The organism is Halobacillus andaensis, assembly GCF_014636475.1.
Taxonomy (GTDB): domain Bacteria; phylum Bacillota; class Bacilli; order Bacillales; family Halobacillaceae; genus Halobacillus_A; species Halobacillus_A andaensis.
The window spans coordinates 469,496-488,571 of sequence record NZ_BMEL01000002.1 but is presented as its reverse complement, the minus strand read 5'-3'; the positions used below and the strand labels follow the sequence as shown (position 1 = coordinate 488,571).

Sequence of the window (19,076 nt, the reverse complement as noted above, 5' to 3'; positions counted from 1 at the left end):
TTCTTTTAAATAAGTGATTGCCATCCTTTAAAATCACTTATTTTTATCCCTAAATATGGGTACGATCCATATACTAATCATAACTCATAATACAACAACAGGTGTGATCATAAATGAAAAAAGCAAAGTGGCTATTCCTCCTCGTCTTCTCCCTTATATTTCTAGCTCTTATTGTATTCACATTTGTTACGAATCCTGTAGACGATCACCAAAGCGACTCCGGACCAGTGAGCGAGGAAAATTCAGAGAATGAGAGCAATATCAACGATGGAAATGAGGACCCAGAAGAAGAGGAAAACCCTGAAAATGAAGATTCAGATGCGTCTGAAGAGGAAGAAGGCAGTGTGAGTGATGGACTTCGAGAAGTATTCTCCGGAGTCATTGAGAATGCACGTAACCTCTTTATTCGAGATGATTTAGAAGTAGTAGCCATGGGCGATTCCCTTACCCAAGGAGTTGGAGATGGCACGGAAAACGGCGGTTATGTCGGGATACTTGAAGATAACATTAACGATAATAATGAAACAGCAAACTTTACGATTGACAATTTTGGCAAACGCGGAGATCGTACGGATCAGCTGCTCGCTAGAATGGAATCTGAGGAAATCTCATCTTCAGTTGAAAAAGCAGACTTGGTGCTGATCACAATCGGGGCAAATAATGTGGTACAAGTGATAGAAGATAATTTTACCAGTCTCAGCTATGACGATTTCTCTCCAGCTCGTGAACAATATCGTGATGAATTAAATGAGATTTTAACAGAAGTTGAACGTTCGAACCCTGATGCTTCCATTTATTTAATTGGATTATATAATCCTTTTAATCAATATTTCGATAATATTCCTGCGCTTGCACAAATTATGAATGAATGGAACACGGTTAGTGAAGAAGTTATAGAGGAATACCCAACCGCTTCATTTATCCCTATTAATGATGTGTTTGAAGGGAATGAAAGTGAACTGTTGTGGGAGGAAGACCATTTCCATCCGAATGAGGAAGGCTATAAACAAATGGCCAAACGCGTGTTAGAATATATTAGAGATGAAATAGAGGAATAATACAGGTGGAGTGCATTTATGCTAAAGCGTATGTTTTTAAAGAATCGTTGGAAAACGTCTTTTTTTATACTTGCGATTATTAATGTTGCGATTATTGCGTGGATTTTATCTTTGGTTTTTCTACCAAGCTCATATACGCTTGTTAACGTGGATAGAGAAAAACAAGATTCTGAAGCAGAGTTTACTGTCGTTTCCACGAAAGAGAATTTAGAGCAGTTAGCGAATGAGTATTTAAGTGAGATTTCGACTCAAACCGTGTTTGATTACTCCATTTCCCTCGACCGAAATGTTACATTAGCAGGGAACATTCGAGCTTTTGAACAAACCATTCCCATTAAGGTGGAGCTTAACCCCGTCGTTCAAGAGAATGGAGATTTAGTGTTAGAACAAGAGCGAATATCGCTTGGACAGCTTCCACTTCCAAATAAAAAAGTTATGGAGTTCGTAGCTGAAAATTATCAATTCCCAGAATGGGTAACGGTGAACCCCAATGATGAGAATATTTATGTTGCTGTAACTCAAATGGAGACAGAGAGTAATATTGATATTGAAGTGGACCGATTCAACCTTAATTCCAATCAATTAGCTTTTAAGATCTCGTTCCCAGAACGATCGTTCAGCTTTGCAGAAGCTTTAGTTGAGGATGAATTTCCAGAAGAAAACTCTTCAAATTAATAGAAGACTGATTCTTGCTTTTTAAGCACAGTATTTCTGTATGAATAAGCAGTTATGATAAACTTTTGAATAAAGAATAACAAAGGAAGTGACTTCATGCGTGTCGTTGACAACATTGCTGACTTAATAGGCGATACACCACTCGTAAAACTAAATCGGTTAGCTCCTAAAGGCGGGGCTGATATTTACATGAAATTAGAAAAATACAATCCTAGCGGAAGCGTGAAAGACCGCGCCGCGTATAATATGATTGTACAAGCAGAAAATGACGGTTATTTAAAAGAAGGCTCAACGATTATCGAGCCAACCAGCGGCAATACGGGAATAGGAATTGCTATGAACGCTGCCGCTCGCGGCTATAAAGCAATCCTTGTTATGCCTGATACTATGACACAAGAACGAATCAATTTATTAAAAGCTTACGGGGCTGAAATCGTATTAACCCCGGGCGATGAAAAAATGCCGGGTGCTATTGCTAAGGCCAAAGAACTTGTAGAAGAAGTAGATGGCGCGTTCATGCCCATGCAGTTTGAAAATGCTGCCAATCCTGACGCGCACCGTCACACCACTGCTTCAGAAATCGTTGAAGCAATGAACGAGCTGGGGAAACCTTTATCAGCTTTTGTTTCAACAGCAGGAACAGGAGGAACGGTTACCGGAACAGGAGAAGAACTAAAAAAACATTATGAACAACTGACGGTACACGTAGCAGAACCAGCAGGTTCTCCTGTTCTTTCAGGAGGTAAGCCGGGAAAACACAAATTAGTTGGGACGAGTCCGGGATTCATTCCTTCTATTTTGAACCAAGAAGTTTACGATGAAATTTTACAAGTTACCGATGAGGACGCTTATGATATTACGCGTCGTTTGGCTCGCGAGGAAGGCTTACTATTAGGTACATCTTGCGGCGCTGCCTGCTGGGCAGGTATAGAAGTAGCCAAGAAAAAGCAACCTGGAGAAGTTGTGGTCGTCATTGCTCCAGATACAGGAGAACGTTACCTTTCTGGTGACCTTTTCCGTCAATAACCCACACAAAAACCGCGTGTTTTCACGCGGTTTTTTTATAGCCGATAGAGGTCTCTAAAGCGTAAATGCCACCCTAAATGGTAAGACAACACGCGGCAGCCAATGATCAAAATAAATAAGATGTAATATTGAACTTCACTTTGAACGTCGATCATCCCAATGCCAACCATCAACCCAGACAACATAGCCCACACGGCATAAATTTCCTGATGAAGAACCATGGGTTTGCGCTGGGCAAGTACATCTCGAGTCACTCCTCCGCCTACTCCAGTTAAAATAGCTGCAAATATGATGCCTCCTAATGGAAAGCCTTGGGCCACTGCAAACACAGCCCCTTGCAGCGCAAAAGCAGATAGACCGATCGCGTCTAAATAGATATTCCACCGATCCCAAAACATGATCCAGCTTTTAGGGAATACATACACAATACTTATCGTTATAAGAGCTACGTAGAGTAAATACCCCTGCTCCCACACATGTACAACAGGGACATCTAAAGCCATGTTTCTTATAATCCCACCTGCGAAGGCCGTAGCTATTCCCAAAATAAACGTACCAAATATATCGTATCTTTCACTAAGAGCCACAATCGCTCCGCTAAAAGCAAAAGCGCTCACAGCAATTACATTTAATATTTCTAAAGACATACAAATTCCCCTATCTATAGCATGTTGAAAAACTTTAATTCTCCAACCTGATTTATCATAGCAGAAATTCCTACTATTGATTAGCATAAAAGAATCATTTACCTTATAAAATGACGGACAAACCTTTCTATAACGCCTATCACAATAAGGGCAATGAAGGAATATTTTTTTTGAAATGGGGAATATAAAATCATGGACTAATTTTGTTGCAAACTGCCACAAGGATACTAAGTGCAGGACTGCGAATATGTTAAGTAGGACAATAGACATATTGGGTGTGATGAATAATGAGAGACTGGCTCATTCAACTTAGAAAAGAAAGAAAACTTACACAGCAGCAAATTGCAGAGGGCGCTCATATTGATCGTGCCTACTATGCTCAAATAGAGAGCGGGACTAGAAACCCGAGCATGGCAGTAGCTTCACAAATTGCCAGCTTTTTAAACATTAATACCTTTCTCTTTTTCCCTGAACATCTTAGCGAACCTTTCACTACAGCGCTAAGAAACTCCCCGATCATCGTCGCTCATTGTGACTTAGAATTAAGGTACACATGGATGTTTAACCCTCACCCTGACTTCAACACAGATGTTATCATCGGCAAAAGAGATGACGAGCTCGATCACAACGAAGGAACCATCGGCCTAATGAAAATTAAGCGGAAAGTGATTGAGACTAAAAAGCCGATCAGACAATACGTTTCTTTCCCATTATCAGATGGTCTCATCACTTATGACGTTTTCGCACAGCCTATATATAATGATGGGAATCAACTGATTGGTGTAGCTACAGTTTCGACTGAACTTCTAACATAGAGTAAGGGGGTCCTCCCAATGAATTTAGAGCACCTTCCTCTTCGAATTCTCATGATTACTTATCGAAGAGCAGTAGAATTAGATTTGGATGAGGAGTTCATCCAGTGGATACGTAAAGAGATCCTAGAAAGAGAGAGCGAAAAAGAGGAACGCAGCAAAAAAGCGAACTTATAATGTTCGCTTTTTTATTTGTGTATGAAAGTTCACTTCTTGAAATTGACAATTTTCTAACCCTGCTGTATTATTATCTTGAATTCGAGATTATTTACAATTAATCTTCAGGAGGGGTTACCATGCATATTAAAGGGATACATCACGTCTCCGCTATAACGGCTAATGCAAAAAAGAATTATGATTTTTATACAAATGTACTCGGTATGCGTCTAGTAAAAAAGACGGTAAACCAAGATGATACATCTATGTACCACCTATTTTACGCTGATGAAAAAGGCAACCCGGGCACAGATTTCACTTTCTTTGAGATACCGAGAGCCGGAAATACTTACCCCGGTACTCATAGTATTTCCACTACCTCATTAAGGGTGAAAAATGATGAAACGTTACGTTTTTGGCAAGAACGGTTCAAGCAATTAAACGTAGATCAAGATCCTATCAAAGAGTACGCTAATCGAAAAACGTTACCATTCAGGGATCCAGAAGGACAGAGGCTTATGCTTGTCTCCGATGAAAATAATAAAGGTGTAGCGTCAGGTCAGCCTTGGGGGAAAAGTGTCATCCCACTAAATCGTGGGATTACCGGACTAGGGCCGGTTCATTTAACTGTTGCTAATTTAGCTCCTACGAAGCAGGTACTTACTGAAATATTAGGCTTCAGAGAAGTAGGTCGATTCGACAACAAGCTCGTACTTGAAACAGGCGAAGGCGGCACAGGAGCTGAAGTTCATATTGAGGAACGCACGGATTTGTCTCGTGAACGACCAGGTCGAGGAAGCGTCCACCACGTAGCTTTTCGTGTCGAAGATGAACAAGAACTTGAGCAATGGAGGCTAATCATCCAAAAAGCCGGTTTTCCAAATTCCGGACTTGTTGATCGTTTTTATTTCAAATCGCTCTACTTTAGAGAACCTAATCACATTCTATTCGAACTTGCTACAGACGGTCCTGGTTTCGCTACAGATGAAGACATGGATCATTTAGGAGAAAGCCTTTCCCTTCCTCCCTTTTTAGAAGCTCAACGTGAGGAAATTGAACAAAGTTTAACACCATTAGACACAAATCGCTCATAAATAAAACCTACGGCTGGGAGGCCGTAGGTTTCTTTGTTACTCGTCTAAACGATCTTTTAACCAATTGATTAGTCCGCCTTTCTCCATCATTTCCAATTGTCGAGGAGATAGGGCATGTTCTACTTGTATCGTTTGATTCTTACCTTTAAGTTCTACTTCAAATCCATCCTTACTGTGGATTTTCTTCCGGAGATCTTTAAATAAAAGTGTATCTCCTTGCTCAATCTTCTCAAAATCATCTTCATTAGAAAAGGTTAATGGCAAGATCCCAAAATTAACTAAGTTCTGCCAATGAATCCTCGCAAAGTCTTTGACAATCGCAATTCTTAATCCCATATACCGAGGGGCTAAAGCGGCATGTTCCCGACTGGAGCCTTGACCGTAGTTTGTACCTCCAACGATCACATGACCTCCGTCTTCTTTTTGCTTCATCGCCCGGTCATAATAGGTATCATCAACAATTTCAAAAGTAAACTTACTGATCTCTGGAAGGTTGCTTCGATAAGGAAGGACTCTTGCTCCTCCGGCTAAGATTTCATCCGTTGAAATGTCATCTCCTACTTTTAATAAGATCGGCAATTCCATATCATTAGGAAGTTCATCCATTTTAGGGATAGAGGCAATATTAGGTCCTTTCACTAGTTCCACTTGTTCAGCTTCTTCTTGAGGCAATGGAGCATCAAGAAGGTCCGTATCAATCGTAGGTTGTTCTAACTCTTGAACCTTAGGATAATCAAATCCTGCATTTCTTGGGTCGGTAATTTTACCTGTTAACGCTGAAACCGCAGCAGTTTCAGGGCTGCATAAAAACACGCTATCCTCTTTTGTACCAGAACGGCCGGGGAAGTTTCGCGGTGTTGTACGCAAACTATTTCGTCCTGAGGCGGGTGCCTGCCCCATTCCTATACAACCATTACATCCCGCTTGGTGTAATCGTGCACCTGCTTGAAGAAAATTAGCAATGTGACCTTGCTGGGAAAGATCGATGAGCATTTGCCTTGAAGTTGGGTTCAAATCAAATGATAAACCATTAGCAATGTGTCGCCCTTCGACAATCTTTGAGGCTATGGCAAAATCTCGATAGCCTGGATTAGCTGAAGAACCAATGTAAGACTGGTAGATCTCTTCACCCTCTACTTCTCTTACAGGAACGACGTTACCAGGACTGGATGGCTTAGCAATCATTGGTTCTAGGCTGGATAAATCAAGTTCATCATGACGATCATACGCAGCACCATCATCTACCGTTAACTCTTTCCATTCATCTTCTCGACCCTGAAGCTTCATGTATTTTCTAGTTTCCTCATCTGAAGGAAAAACCGTAGCAGTGGCTCCTAATTCAGCTCCCATATTCGCAATAACATGGCGGTCCATCGCTGACAAATTCTTTAAACCTGGTCCATAATACTCAAAAATATGATTAACTCCGCCTTTTACTCCATGGCGGCGAAGCATTTCTAAAATAGCATCCTTGGCACTTACCCACTCAGGGAATTCTCCTGTTACCTTCACTCCCCATACTTTAGGCATTTTCACATAGAAAGGCTCTCCAGCAATTGCCATCGCTACATCAATTCCTCCGGCCCCCATAGCAAGCATTCCCATACAACCGTTCGCACACGTATGACTGTCAGATCCTAGCAGGGTTTGACCCGGTTTAGCTAACCTCTGCATATGAACGGGATGGCTTACTCCATTTCCTGGACGACTAAAATAAAGTCCAAATTTCTTAGCTGCACTCTCTAAAAACAAATGATCATCAGGGTTTTTGCTGTCCTCTTGTATTAAATTATGATCAACATACTGAGCGGAGGCTTCTGTCTTGGCACGATCAATACCCATCGCTTCAAGCTCAAGCATAACCATCGTTCCTGTCGCATCTTGCGTTAACGTTTGATCAATCTTTAATCCTATTTCCGAACCAGGAGTCATTTCTCCTTTGACTAAATGATCCTTAATTAACTTTTGAGTGACATTATATCCCATTTTGTTTTCCTCCCTCTTTACATCGTACAATCAAAAAAAGCGATCCTATACCATTTATACCCTTTTATTGGGGAGTTTACTCATAACCCAATTAAGGTATAATTGGAAAATAGCGTCATATATTGGACTTGTTTATCAATTTTCTAAAAGATAAACCTCTTTTATAGAATAAAATCTGTGAAAGTTGGTCCTTTTTAACCCCTCTTAAGCTATGAAAAAAGACTGACTTGGGAAACTAGGGAATATAGTTGAAAAAATTTCATCGAACGTGTATTCTGAAAATAGATTTGAAAGCGCAACATTTAATCAAATCGACAGTTGATCAACTAGGTGTGTGAATAATGGAATATGGTAAAGCGCTTCGATTTCATCGAGTTAAACAAGGTTTAACTCAGAACCAGCTAGCTGATGGCATCATTTCGGCAGCCTATCTTTCGAAGATCGAAAACGATCAGACGGTTCCGGCCATTGAAGTGCTTGAATTGCTTTACGAGAGGCTTGGAATTGACTTTAATGAATCAAATTTCAACCACCCTTCCAAGGAAAAATTGAGGGAATGGTATGAAGCTATTGTTTTCAAGCAGAAAGATGTTGCAAGAAGGTTAAGAGATGAACTCCATCAGCAGAAAAACACGCTGGATAACCATCAATTGTATATTTTCTATGAATTGTTTCGCATTCGCTATCTCTTGTTAGAAAACGAGGTAGAGAAGGCTTACGAAACATGGGAAGATTTAAAGCAGCACAAAGATACTTTTGATGAAGAAATGGAGTTTTATTTTCATTTAATCTCAGGCTTAGTTAAATACTATAAAGGCGATTTCAATGATGCATTTCAAGAGTTGATGGAGGCTAAGAACTATAGTTTTACTGTAGAAATCGAGAAATGGGAGACAAGTGATCTCTATTACTTACTTGCACTAAGTACTAGTCAAGCCAATCATATATCGGCTTCTAACTATTACGCTGATCACGCTCTAGAAATTTACCAATCACATTATGATCTTTCTAAGAGTGCTGATTGTCATATAGTTCTCGGTATTAACTTTAGTCGCCTTAAAAATTATGCTAAATCACTTGAAAATTACCATTTAGCAAGAAAAATTGCTTTGCAAACTAATGATTTTCAACAGTTGAAATTAGTATACATTAATATTGGAGTACTAGAATCACGCTTAGATAACCACCAAGCCGCTATAACTAATTATAAGAAAAGTCTAGAGTATTCAGGGGATTCAGATTCCTCCCCAAACTCTTTTGAATTACTAAATAGTATTCATGGTCTTATAACTGAGCATTACAAACTTGGCGATTGGGATGGTTGTAAACAGTGGGTGAGTAAAGGGAAAGCATGTTTAGATGAGCATCCTTCAAAAACTCACCAATTACATTTTGAATTTTATGATAAGTTGCTCAATGATACACCTGATATACAAGATTTCCTGGAACATGAGGTTATTCCATATTTCCAAGAAAGGAAAAATCATACTTATATCATTCGCTACTCTATGTTTTTAGCAGATCAATTAGAAACACAAAGAATGTATAAGAAATCATCTACTTACCTTAGGTTAGCAATTCAATTGTTAAATAAACATTCTCATTTAGGAGGGATACTCTTATGAAGAAATTAGTAGCTGTATTTGCTTTAGTGACACTATTAGCTTCTGCTGCTGCACCCATTGTTTATGACACAGCAGAGGACACTTGGCCAAGACCCTTAGTGGTTGAGCAAGTTTAAGTTAGATTGTTTTAATTGTTAGTTTTACTTTAGTGTTTTAATGAACACTCCCCTAATCCTATACCTATAAATTTCTTAGTCCTTACCCTTGTGGTAAGGATATTTTTTTATTCCAGAATAAAAGCGTTGAACAGTTTATCGCTGAACAACGCTTTTTCTTTACTTATGCTACTTTTCCTCCGTATTCTTTCCAAGCGCTGAACCCGCCTTTAAGGTTCAGTACATCTTTATATCCATAGGCTTGCAGCACGCTTGTTGCGATTGCTGAACGAATACCGGATTGACAATGGACAATTGGTGTCTTTCCTTCTGGTATTTCATCTAGACGGTCGGGAAGTGTGCCAAGCATAACATGGAAAGCTCCTTCCATATGCTCTTCATCCCACTCTGATTGATTTCGTACATCGACGATAATATAATCTTCGTGGTCTTTGAACTTCTCGGCTAACTGGTCGGCTGTTATGCTTTCATACGTTTCTAAATTGTCTTTTTGATCTACATCATCTTGGTTTACAAATCCGACAAGGCGATCTAGCCCGATGGATTGTAAAGCAATTTGAATATCTTCTACTTCAGACTCATCGCTAATTAATACAATATCTTGGTCATAACTAATTAACCATCCGGCCCAGTTTGCGAATGCTTTATTAAATGGGAGGTTAATCGTACCTGGTAAGTGACCTTTAGCGAAATCTTCTTTCGACCTTGTATCTATGACTGCGTTTCCTTGTTCCACTGCTTTTTGAGTTTGTTCAATATTCATTTTTTCTACCGATTGATGATCATCCAACAAGGCTGGACCTTCTTTGTTTAACTTTTTCATCATAGTAAAATACTTAGGAGGCTCTGGCTGCCCCTCTAATAGTTCATCAATAAATGAAGCTTCTTCCTCATAAGATAATGCCCAGTTATTGATTTTTTCGTACCCAACCGTAGATGATGGCACTGCTCCTAACGATTTGCCGCAGGCGCTTCCTGCTCCGTGACCAGGCCATACTTGTACATAATCAGGCAGTTCTTTAAATCGTTGCAAGGACTTAAACATGTCTTTAGCCCCTACTTCTGAGCTTCCGGATGCACCAGCTGCTTTCTCCAGTAAGTCCGGACGGCCTACGTCACCGACAAACACGAAGTCTCCTGTAAAAATACCCATTGGTACACTGGAGCCGCCGCCTTCATCGGTTAATAGATAAGATAAACTCTCCGGGGTATGACCAGGAGTATGAAGAACGTCTAGTTTAACGTTTCCTACATAAAAATGATCGCCACCTTTAAGCCATTGGTAGGAATACTCTTTAGCAAATCCATACTTCCAATCATCATCACCTTCATCTGACAGATAGAGCTTCCCGCCCGTTTTTTCCGCGAGCTCTCTTGCTCCAGATAAATAATCAGCGTGAATGTGAGTTTCTGTAATACTCGTAATGTCGAATCCTTCTTTTTTTGCTGTAGTCAAGTAAGGAGTTATATCTCTTGCAGGATCAATAACTAAAGCTTCTCCCGTCTTTTGGCAACCGACCATATAAGACATTTGTGCTAAGTTTTCATCAAAGAATGATTTAAAAAACATTTGTGATCCCTCCGTAATTTATTTCATTTACACATAGAATTATATACCCCTGTAGGTATTTTGTAAACATATACACGTTGTTTTATTAATACCCTATTCACAAGCCGTTATCACTTAAACCTTCAAACCAAAAAAACCGCACCCGAAATGGGTGCGGTTTTATTTATCGAAGTATTCGCGCAATGCTTCAACAGGCGGTTTGCCTATAGGTGTAAATAAAAGCTCGGCATTGCTGACATAATTGATCTCAGATGCGTCAATGGCTTCATAATCTAATCCGTCAGTAGCATCTTCTACTAAAGATTGAACTTGATTCATCATCCCGAGGATTTGGCGATTCTCTGTTTTTGTATAAACGACAGGCTCAGCTTCTTTCAATAATTCGTTGATAACCTCTTCTTCCACTTTCACTAGCTGGAGTAATTGCTTTAGTGACCCTTTAATCACGCTGTTTAAGTTTTCAAACTGCTGTTTTTGAAGGCCAAATAAAATAAGGTTGATCCCTGTTTCATTGTTCATAATGATTAAGCACTTTCTACGATTAACTGTAATCAAGTTGGCATGCCACTTATAGATCGCAGGAATATCCTTATACTGATCAGGTGCTTCTAGTTCTTTATTGATTTCTTTCGTTAGTTTTTGCGTTGCTCCAATGACAAACATCCAGTTCCACCTCTTGTTGATTTCTTTCCCCTAGTGTAACAGGTCCAAACGATTTCACATACTCATATCCATTTTCTTATCTTATACAAAAAACAGCCTATGATTATAAATCATAGGCTGTTATTTTGTTCGCCTTGCGAAATCAACAAATTGAAACTTATCCGGCCTGTGTCTAGATTCTGTAAATTGGAATAATGTCGCGTCTGCAAGATAGACATAGCTTCGTATAACGACGACTTGCGAATGTTCTTCTACATCTAAATACTTTTGATCTTCTTCCGTTACTTGTTCAACGACGATTTCTTTTTTAGCAAAACTGATATCTAATCCTAATTCGTTTTCAATGTATTCATATATCGAGGCTTCAGCTATTGATTTCGTCAAGTTAGGTACAATGTCTTCTCGGATGTAGTCTTTATCAAGAATAACGCGTTCCCCATTAATTTCTCTAGAACGGGATACTTTCCAAATCTTTACGTTTCTCTCACAATTTAACCTGGAGCGCAATCGATTATCAGCGGTTTCTACGAACACTTCGTGCACATGTGTTTTAAAGTTTTGGCCAAGCTGATCGGATAGTTCTTTAAAACTTGTGAGCCCGGAAACAGGAAATTCAAACTTATTTTGATCTAATACGACTGATCCCTTCCCTCTCACTTTTTGGATGTATCCATTTTGAGATAAAAGGTTTAACGATTTACGTATCGTTTCTCTTGAGGTAGAAAATTGTTGGGAGAGATCATGTTCAGAAGGCAATGTATCCCCTGCCATGAACTCCCCTTGCTGAATCATCTGAACTAAGTCGTTGTAGATGACAAGATATTTATTTTTCATGTTCACATCACCGCTACTATCCTATCACTTCGCGTTAAAATGGTAAACGATGGATTCATATGGACGCAGTTTCACTTGACGATAGTCCGTCGATGGCTGTTCATAGTTGTTGATCAACACTTCCGGCTCACCTTGAAGCTTTAGGTTTTGTGGCAGTTCAAACACGGTTTCTTCTCCATAGAAATTGTTCACCACAAGAAGCGTTTCATCATTCCACTGTCTCATATAAGCAAAGACCTGCTCGTCCTTTTGATCGATCCACTGGTAATCTCCATGAGTAATGATGTCATGAGTTTTACGAAGCTCGTTTAATTTCTGATAATGAGTAAAAATCGAGTCTTCTTTTTTCATCACTTTCTTTGCATTTACTTCTGGATAATTACTCGCTACAGGAATCCAAGGTGTGCCAGTTGTAAATCCAGCCTCTTGTTCATCATTCCATTGAACTGGAGTACGTGAGTTATCGCGTGACTTTTGTTTTAATATTTCTAGGATCTCCGCTTCGTCCATCCCTTTTTCCTTCAGAAGCTTAAAGGCATTCAATGATTCAATATCCCTGTACTGGGAAATTGATTCAAATTTAGGGTTCGTCATACCAAACTCTTCTCCTTGATAAATATAAGGGGTTCCCTGCATCATGTGAATGGTCGTCGCCAGCATTTTGCCTGATTCTTCAGGGTAATTTACATCATCCCCAAATCTGGATAGTACTCGAGGCTGATCGTGGTTACACCAGAATAAAGCATTCCATCCACTGCCTTCATTCATCTTTTCCTGCCATGTGGAAAGAATTTGTTTTAGCTGCTGAAAATCAAACGGGGCTTTCGTCCATTTTTCTCCGTTTGGATAGTCAACCTTTAAATGATGGAAGTTGAAAGTCATACTTAGTTCCTTACGTTCAGGAGCAGTGTAACGAATGCAGTGTTCAATTGTCGTTGAGGACATTTCTCCTACAGTCATTAAGTCGTAAGGCGTAAATACTTCTCGATTCATTTCCTTCATATATTCATGAACCTTGGGCCCGTCAGTATAAAATTTACGTCCGTCACCTGGGGCGACGCTTCCGTCATCGTTTGGAAAATCTTGATCTTTAGAAATTAAGTTGATGACATCCAGACGGAAACCATCGACTCCTTTTTCTCCCCAGAAACGCATCATCTCATAAAGCTTTTCTCTTACTTCATCGTTTTCCCAGTTGAGATCGGCTTGAGTAACATCAAATAAGTGTAAATAATATTGACCTGTCTTCTCGTCATACTCCCAAGCATTCCCGCCAAATTTAGACTGCCAGTTGTTTGGAGGTCCCCCGTCGACTGGGTCCTTCCAAATATAATAGTCACGGTAAGGGTTATCTTTTGATTTCTTCGCTTCTTGAAACCATTCATGTTCAGTAGATGTGTGATTAATGACAATATCCATAATCAACTTCATCCCGCGTTTATGCGTTTCCTCGAGAAGCCTTTCAAAATCTTGCATTGTTCCATATTCATCGTGAATATCGTAATAATCACTAATATCATACCCGTTATCATTCTGCGGGGATTTGTACATCGGGGTGAGCCAAAGGACATCGACCCCGAGTGTTTTAAGGTAGTCTAACTTTTCAATGATACCTTGGATGTCGCCCACACCATTTCCTGTTGTATCATTAAAGCTTTTAGGATAAATCTGATAAACGACAGCTTTTTTCCACCATGGTTGTGCGGTCATATGAGCTTCCTCCATTTCGATAATTTCTTAAACGTCACGTTTGCGTTTTGCATATAGATAAGTGGCTATAATTGGTAGAACGATAACGATCACCATTCCAATAATAAAGTCAAACCAGTACTGAGTGACGATGGAGAATATTCCTGGCACACCACCGACACCAATAGAGTTAGCTAATACGCCTTGAGAAGAGATATAAAGCCCTGCAATAGCAGAAGACGAAATTGCAATGATAAATGGGTACTTAAATCGTAAGTTTACCCCGAATAAAGCAGGTTCTGTTACACCTAACCAAGCAGATATACCTGAGGATAGCCCTAAACCTTTGAGCTTCTCATCACGTGAAGCAAGCATTATGGCAAACGCGGCAGAACCTTGGGCAATGTTTGATAGTGCCAGCATTGGCCACAGGAATGTTGTATTCGTGCTGCCAATTAATTGAATATCTACAGCTAAGAAAGTATGGTGCATACCTGTGATTACCATTACTCCATACAAACCACCATAAATTAAACCACCAAGAGCTGCAGCTGCATCAAAGATGCCAACAAGTCCGTCTGTAATAAAGTTACCAATAGCAAACGTTACAGGTCCAATTAGAATGAAAGTTAAGAAACCAGTAACAAGCAAAGCAACAGGTGCAACAACCAAGAGCTGAATCGCATCTGGGGTCCGTTTCTGCATAAAGAGTTCAATCTTCGTCATCACCCAGGCAGCGACAAGTACGGGTAATACCTGTCCTTGATAGCCGATCTTATCAATTTCCAAGCCAAATAAATTCCATACCGGTACGGATCCTTCTTCTACAGCATCACCGTAAGACCACGCGCTAAGTAAATCTGGGTGTACAAGAGCAAGTCCTAACACAATACCGAGAAGCGGGTTGCCGCCAAATCTCTTAACAGCCGACCACCCTATTAAGCCTGGTAAAAAGGCGAAGGCGGTATTAGCGATAATGAAAATCATGTTTGCTATGCCTTCCCATTGAGGATAGACATCAATAATAGATTCTTCATCAAAAAAGATTCCTGGACCTGTTAATATGTTGTTAATCCCTAATAGCAAACCAGCTGTAACGATGGCAGGTAAAATAGGAATAAAAATATCAGCTAACGTTTTAATGCCTCGCTGAAGCGGATTCATTTTCTTGGCAGAAGCTTCTTTCACTTCTTCTTTAGAAGACTCGCCAATTCCCGCAATAGCTACTAATTCTTTATAAACTTTATCTACCGTCCCTTGGCCTATTACAATTTGGAACTGACCATTTGTAGAAAAAGACCCTTTCACGGCTTCAATATCATTCAACTTTTGATCATCGACAATGCCTTCATCATTTAACGCTAACCGAAGACGTGTAACACAGTGAGTGGCAGCATTAATATTTTCTTTACCACCAATAGCCTCAAGTATTAATTCGGCTTGTTTTTTGTGATTCATATTCTTCCCTCCTCAATTTATTCGCTATGCACATTCATAAGTACGGTTGTACCAGCTGCGGCTTTCGTCTCTTCTTTTACTTCAACGTTAACATCGTTGCTATTCGTAATTATAATCGGTGTTACCGTACTCTTTGCTTTCTCTTCGACAAGACCTTTCTCAAAGGAAATTAGTTTGTCTCCAGCTCTCACCTTATCTCCTTGGGATATGTGGGCAGTAAACCCTTCACCCTCCATGCTTACAGTTTCTAAGCCGATGTGAATGAGAACTTCAACACCGCTTTTTGTTTTCAATCCTACAGCATGGTTTGTAGGGAAAAGCTGAACGACTTCCCCGTTTACCGGGCTCACTACTTCTCCGTCTGCCGGCTTAATCGCTAATCCCTCACCCATCATTTTTTCTGCAAAAACAGGGTCGGGCACTTTTTTTAAGTCAACGATTTCGCCATTAACCGGGGCAACCACCTCCACTGTTTTCTCTCTATGTCCAAAAAGTTTCTTTAACATGAAGACTTCCTCCTTAACCGCTTACACTTACATTCAACCAACTTGTATATACAAAATTCATCTACGATTATAATTTGTATATACAAGTTTTGCAAGCGTTTTATAACTAGAATTTTTTTATTAATTATAGATTCCCTGATGTGGAAGATTTACACTAGTTTGTTTACTTTATACGTGAGCAACTAGTATGGTATAAGTATTTAGTGTAACGAAATACCGGAGGAAGAAGGGGTTGCTATCCTTACTCAAGAGCAAAGAGCCAAACGTAACGTTTGGATTATGTGGTTCGCAAACTTTTTTATTGCGGGCAGCATTACAATGGTATTGCCTTTTTTATCGTTATATATAGATGATCTCGGTGATTTTTCTAGTTCGTATGTCCAGACTTGGTCGGGGTGGGTATTTGGTATTACGTTTGTAACGGCTTTTCTCTTCTCTCCTATCTGGGGGAAAATAGGAGACCGTTATGGAAGAAAAAACATCTTAATTATTTCCTCTACCGGGTTAGCCTTATCAGTTTTACTTATGGGCTTTGCTTCATCTGTGTGGGAACTATTTTTCCTGCGTTTTTTTATGGGGATTTTCACAGGTTTTATTCCAATGTCACAAGCGTTAATTGCTACCCAAACACCTAAACATATGGCTGGACGTGTACTTGGAACGCTGCAAACAGGAAGTATTACAGGGACGCTTCTTGGACCGATGATGGGAGGAGTTATCGCGGATTCCATTGGATATGGCATGACTTTTCAAATTGTTTCGATATTCGTCTTTATTTCGGCGTTTATCGTCTTCTTCGGAATTCGCGAACAACAAATAGATAAAGAAGAAGATGAAAAATCAAGTTATACATCAAAAGAAGTCATTGCTCACATCGTAAAGAACCCTGTATTACTTGTCGTTATGGTGATTTCATTATTTATACAAGTAGCGCACTTTAGTATTCAGCCGATCCTTTCCTTATACGTAGAAGATTTACACGGCCCGGAAAACTTAGCTCTGTTTTCGGGGATTGCTTTTTCAGCGGCAGGGTTGGGGAATTTGATGATGGCCAGACGTTGGGGAACCATCGCTGATCATCAAGGCTATATAAGGATCCTTATTTTTCTATTATTTATGGCGGGCCTTGTCTACTTCCCTGCGGCTTTCGTAACAAATATTTGGCAATTAGTCATTTTACGTTTCCTTCTTGGTATATCCATCGGCGGAATCATTCCTGTCCGAACGGCTTATATCCGCCAGCAAGCCCCCATCGCTATGCAGGGAGAAGTTCTTGGTTATAACACAAGCTTGCGCTTCCTCGGCAACATTATCGGCCCTGCCCTGGGAGGGATGCTTTCTGGGTGGTATGGCTTTTCGTCAGTCTTTTTTGTGACAAGCGCGCTTCTTGTTCTATGCGGGATTGTCTTAGTGATTGCCGTTCGTAAAGATACGAGTATAAATGCAAATGCATCTTCTACCTAACCATGCTCCCTTATGTTAAGATAAGTGTATATACAGTGCATAAGGGGTGTGGCATGGAATGAATAAAGCATTGATTGTAATTGATTACACCTATGATTTTGTTGCAGATGATGGAGCGCTGACTTGTGGAGAGCCAGGACAGAGTATCGAAGACAATATCACTCAGTTAACGAAAGAATTTATTAAACAAGAAGATTATGTTGTCTTTGCTGTGGATGTTCACGAAGAAGGCGATCCTTACCATCCAGAAACGAAGCTTTTTCCACCTCATAACATTCGAGGAACGCACGGCCGAGACCTTTACGGTGAACTAGCCAATGTTTATAACGAGCACCAGTTGAAACCGAACATTTTTTACATGGATAAAACAAGATACAGCGCTTTTAGCGGTACAAAGTTAGACATTAAATTACGCGAGCGAGGAATCACCGAACTGCACTTAGTTGGTGTTTGCACCGATATATGCGTCCTGCACACGGCGGTGGAAGCTTACAATCTCGGTTATCAAATCGTCGTTCATAAAAATGCTGTAGCCAGCTTTAATCAAACAGGGCATGAGTGGGCTCTTGGGCATTTTGAAAGTGTACTTGGAGCTTCAGTTAAATAGAATTGAGCGCACCACGTGAACCAGCGGTGCGTTTTTATTTTGTTCAAAAAACTGCCATTTGCTATTCTTGAAAAAATCGAATATGATGGTTTATGGACATTTATGTTTTTATATATAAGCAGGAATTTATATAGGAGGAATCACCCATGAGCTCACAAGATTACCGAGTTCTTTTGTACTACAAGTACGTTGATCTGCCTGACTACGAAGAATATTGCCAAAACCATTTAAAATACTGTAAAGATTTAGGCCTGCGTGGTCGTATTATTGTTTCCCCAGAAGGCATAAACGGGACTGTTTCTGGTACCGTTGAACAAGTTGAACAATATATGGACTACGTGCGTTCAGATGAGCGTTTTGCTGACATACACTTTAAAATTGATGAGCATGAAGGACATGCATTCAAAAAAATGCACTGCCGCGTTAAACCTGAGCTTGTCAATTGGAGCATAGAAGAAGACGATATCGATCCTAAAGAATTTGGCGGAAAGCATTTGAAGCCAAAAGAATTCTACGAAATGCTTAAAGATGAAGATACGATCGTCATTGATGGTCGAAACGAGTATGAGTACCGCATCGGCCACTTCCGTAATGCGATTCAACCAGGAGTGGATCACTCTCGTGAGTTCCCTGAATGGATTGCTGAAAATGCCGATCAGTGGAAGGATAAGAAAGTCCTTACCTATTGTACAGGTGGTATTCGTTGTGAGAAGTTAACAGGTATCCTTATGAAGAATGGTGTAGAAGATGTGTATCAGCTTGAAGGCGGTATTACCACTTACGGAAAAGATCCCGAAGTCCAAGGGGAACTTTTTGATGGTAAAATGTACGTCTTTGATGAGCGCATAGCCGTTCCTGTTAATCAGGTTGAAGATAAAATAGTTGCTGAATGTGAACATTGCGGCAAAAAAGAAGATCGCATGATTAACTGCAGCAATCCGATTTGTAACCGTCAATATGTATGCTGTAAAGAGTGTGAGATCGAACAGCATGCTGCTTGTACAACAGAATGTAAAGAGCATCCAGAAAACCGTTGGGATGCTGAACGACAAAAACAAATTGATAAATATGACCGAATCTCCGGTTAATC

General features: G+C 40.0%; 18 protein-coding genes. 10 read left to right on the top strand and 8 right to left on the bottom strand.

All coding sequences use genetic code 11. The features are described from left to right. The first annotated feature begins 113 nt into the window (after nt 1–113). The 3 genes from IEV27_RS09830 to cysK all read left to right on the top strand — a co-directional run bounded on the left by IEV27_RS09830 (nt 114) and on the right by cysK (nt 2,759). A complete protein-coding gene (locus tag IEV27_RS09830) occupies nt 114–1,058 on the top strand; it encodes an SGNH/GDSL hydrolase family protein (RefSeq protein WP_188377284.1) in 945 nt (314 codons plus the stop codon). 18 nt (nt 1,059–1,076) lie between these two features. Then, nucleotides 1,077–1,733 (top strand): YpmS family protein, encoded by a 657-nt coding sequence (locus tag IEV27_RS09825; protein ID WP_188377283.1) that lies wholly within the window; start codon nt 1,077–1,079, stop codon nt 1,731–1,733. A 96-nt stretch (nt 1,734–1,829) separates the two neighbouring features. Further along, entirely contained in the window at nt 1,830–2,759 is a 930-nt protein-coding gene (gene cysK / locus IEV27_RS09820) for a cysteine synthase A (protein ID WP_188377282.1), read from the top strand. A gap of 35 nt (nt 2,760–2,794) precedes the next feature. On the opposite strand, the gene IEV27_RS09815 is transcribed toward cysK, so the two are convergent. Then, on the bottom strand, nt 2,795–3,406 hold the full coding sequence (locus IEV27_RS09815) for a trimeric intracellular cation channel family protein (protein WP_188377281.1): 612 nt from the start codon (nt 3,404–3,406) through the stop codon (nt 2,795–2,797). Nucleotides 3,407–3,693: 287 nt separating this feature from the next. On the opposite strand from IEV27_RS09815, the gene IEV27_RS09810 reads away from it, so the two are divergent. The 3 genes from IEV27_RS09810 to IEV27_RS09800 all read left to right on the top strand — a co-directional run bounded on the left by IEV27_RS09810 (nt 3,694) and on the right by IEV27_RS09800 (nt 5,468). Beyond that, nucleotides 3,694–4,221 (top strand): helix-turn-helix domain-containing protein, encoded by a 528-nt coding sequence (locus IEV27_RS09810; protein ID WP_188377280.1) that lies wholly within the window; start codon nt 3,694–3,696, stop codon nt 4,219–4,221. Between the two features lie 18 nt (nt 4,222–4,239). Then, entirely contained in the window at nt 4,240–4,395 is a 156-nt protein-coding gene (gene sda, locus IEV27_RS09805; RefSeq protein ID WP_188377279.1) for a sporulation histidine kinase inhibitor Sda, read from the top strand. Nucleotides 4,396–4,514: 119 nt separating this feature from the next. Beyond that, a complete protein-coding gene (locus tag IEV27_RS09800; RefSeq protein WP_188377278.1) occupies nt 4,515–5,468 on the top strand; it encodes a ring-cleaving dioxygenase in 954 nt (317 codons plus the stop codon). 36 nt (nt 5,469–5,504) lie between these two features. Here the strand turns inward: IEV27_RS09800 and IEV27_RS09795 are convergent, their stop codons facing one another. Then, nucleotides 5,505–7,454 (bottom strand): aconitate hydratase, encoded by a 1,950-nt coding sequence (locus IEV27_RS09795; RefSeq protein ID WP_188377277.1) that lies wholly within the window; start codon nt 7,452–7,454, stop codon nt 5,505–5,507. 341 nt (nt 7,455–7,795) lie between these two features. On the opposite strand from IEV27_RS09795, the gene IEV27_RS09790 reads away from it, so the two are divergent. Then, complete coding sequence (locus IEV27_RS09790; RefSeq protein WP_188377276.1) at nt 7,796–9,079, top strand: helix-turn-helix domain-containing protein; 1,284 nt, start codon at nt 7,796–7,798, stop codon at nt 9,077–9,079. Nucleotides 9,080–9,358: 279 nt separating this feature from the next. On the opposite strand, the gene IEV27_RS09785 is transcribed toward IEV27_RS09790, so the two are convergent. From IEV27_RS09785 to IEV27_RS09760, 6 genes are all read right to left on the bottom strand, one after another. After that, nucleotides 9,359–10,765 carry an MBL fold metallo-hydrolase gene (locus IEV27_RS09785; RefSeq protein WP_188377275.1) on the bottom strand — a complete coding sequence of 469 codons (1,407 nt, stop codon included), beginning with the start codon at nt 10,763–10,765 and terminating at the stop codon, nt 9,359–9,361. A 159-nt stretch (nt 10,766–10,924) separates the two neighbouring features. Continuing rightward, entirely contained in the window at nt 10,925–11,428 is a 504-nt protein-coding gene (locus IEV27_RS09780; protein WP_188377274.1) for a DUF6933 domain-containing protein, read from the bottom strand. A gap of 120 nt (nt 11,429–11,548) precedes the next feature. Next, a complete protein-coding gene (gene treR, locus IEV27_RS09775) occupies nt 11,549–12,262 on the bottom strand; it encodes a trehalose operon repressor (protein WP_188377273.1) in 714 nt (237 codons plus the stop codon). Between the two features lie 24 nt (nt 12,263–12,286). Continuing rightward, a complete protein-coding gene (treC, locus tag IEV27_RS09770) occupies nt 12,287–13,972 on the bottom strand; it encodes an alpha,alpha-phosphotrehalase (RefSeq protein ID WP_188377272.1) in 1,686 nt (561 codons plus the stop codon). A gap of 27 nt (nt 13,973–13,999) precedes the next feature. Next, complete coding sequence (gene treP / locus IEV27_RS09765; RefSeq protein WP_188377271.1) at nt 14,000–15,409, bottom strand: PTS system trehalose-specific EIIBC component; 1,410 nt, start codon at nt 15,407–15,409, stop codon at nt 14,000–14,002. Nucleotides 15,410–15,426: 17 nt separating this feature from the next. Next, nucleotides 15,427–15,915: a PTS sugar transporter subunit IIA gene (locus tag IEV27_RS09760; protein ID WP_188377270.1), complete on the bottom strand. Its 489-nt coding sequence runs from the start codon at nt 15,913–15,915 to the stop codon at nt 15,427–15,429. A 279-nt stretch (nt 15,916–16,194) separates the two neighbouring features. Between IEV27_RS09760 and IEV27_RS09755 the strand changes: the two genes are divergently transcribed. The 3 genes from IEV27_RS09755 to trhO all read left to right on the top strand — a co-directional run bounded on the left by IEV27_RS09755 (nt 16,195) and on the right by trhO (nt 19,074). Next, entirely contained in the window at nt 16,195–17,379 is a 1,185-nt protein-coding gene (locus IEV27_RS09755) for an MFS transporter (RefSeq protein ID WP_188377269.1), read from the top strand. 58 nt (nt 17,380–17,437) lie between these two features. Continuing rightward, nucleotides 17,438–17,986 carry a cysteine hydrolase family protein gene (locus IEV27_RS09750; RefSeq protein WP_188377268.1) on the top strand — a complete coding sequence of 183 codons (549 nt, stop codon included), beginning with the start codon at nt 17,438–17,440 and terminating at the stop codon, nt 17,984–17,986. Nucleotides 17,987–18,132: 146 nt separating this feature from the next. Then, on the top strand, nt 18,133–19,074 hold the full coding sequence (gene trhO, locus IEV27_RS09745; RefSeq protein ID WP_188377267.1) for an oxygen-dependent tRNA uridine(34) hydroxylase TrhO: 942 nt from the start codon (nt 18,133–18,135) through the stop codon (nt 19,072–19,074). Nucleotides 19,075–19,076 lie beyond the last annotated feature (2 nt).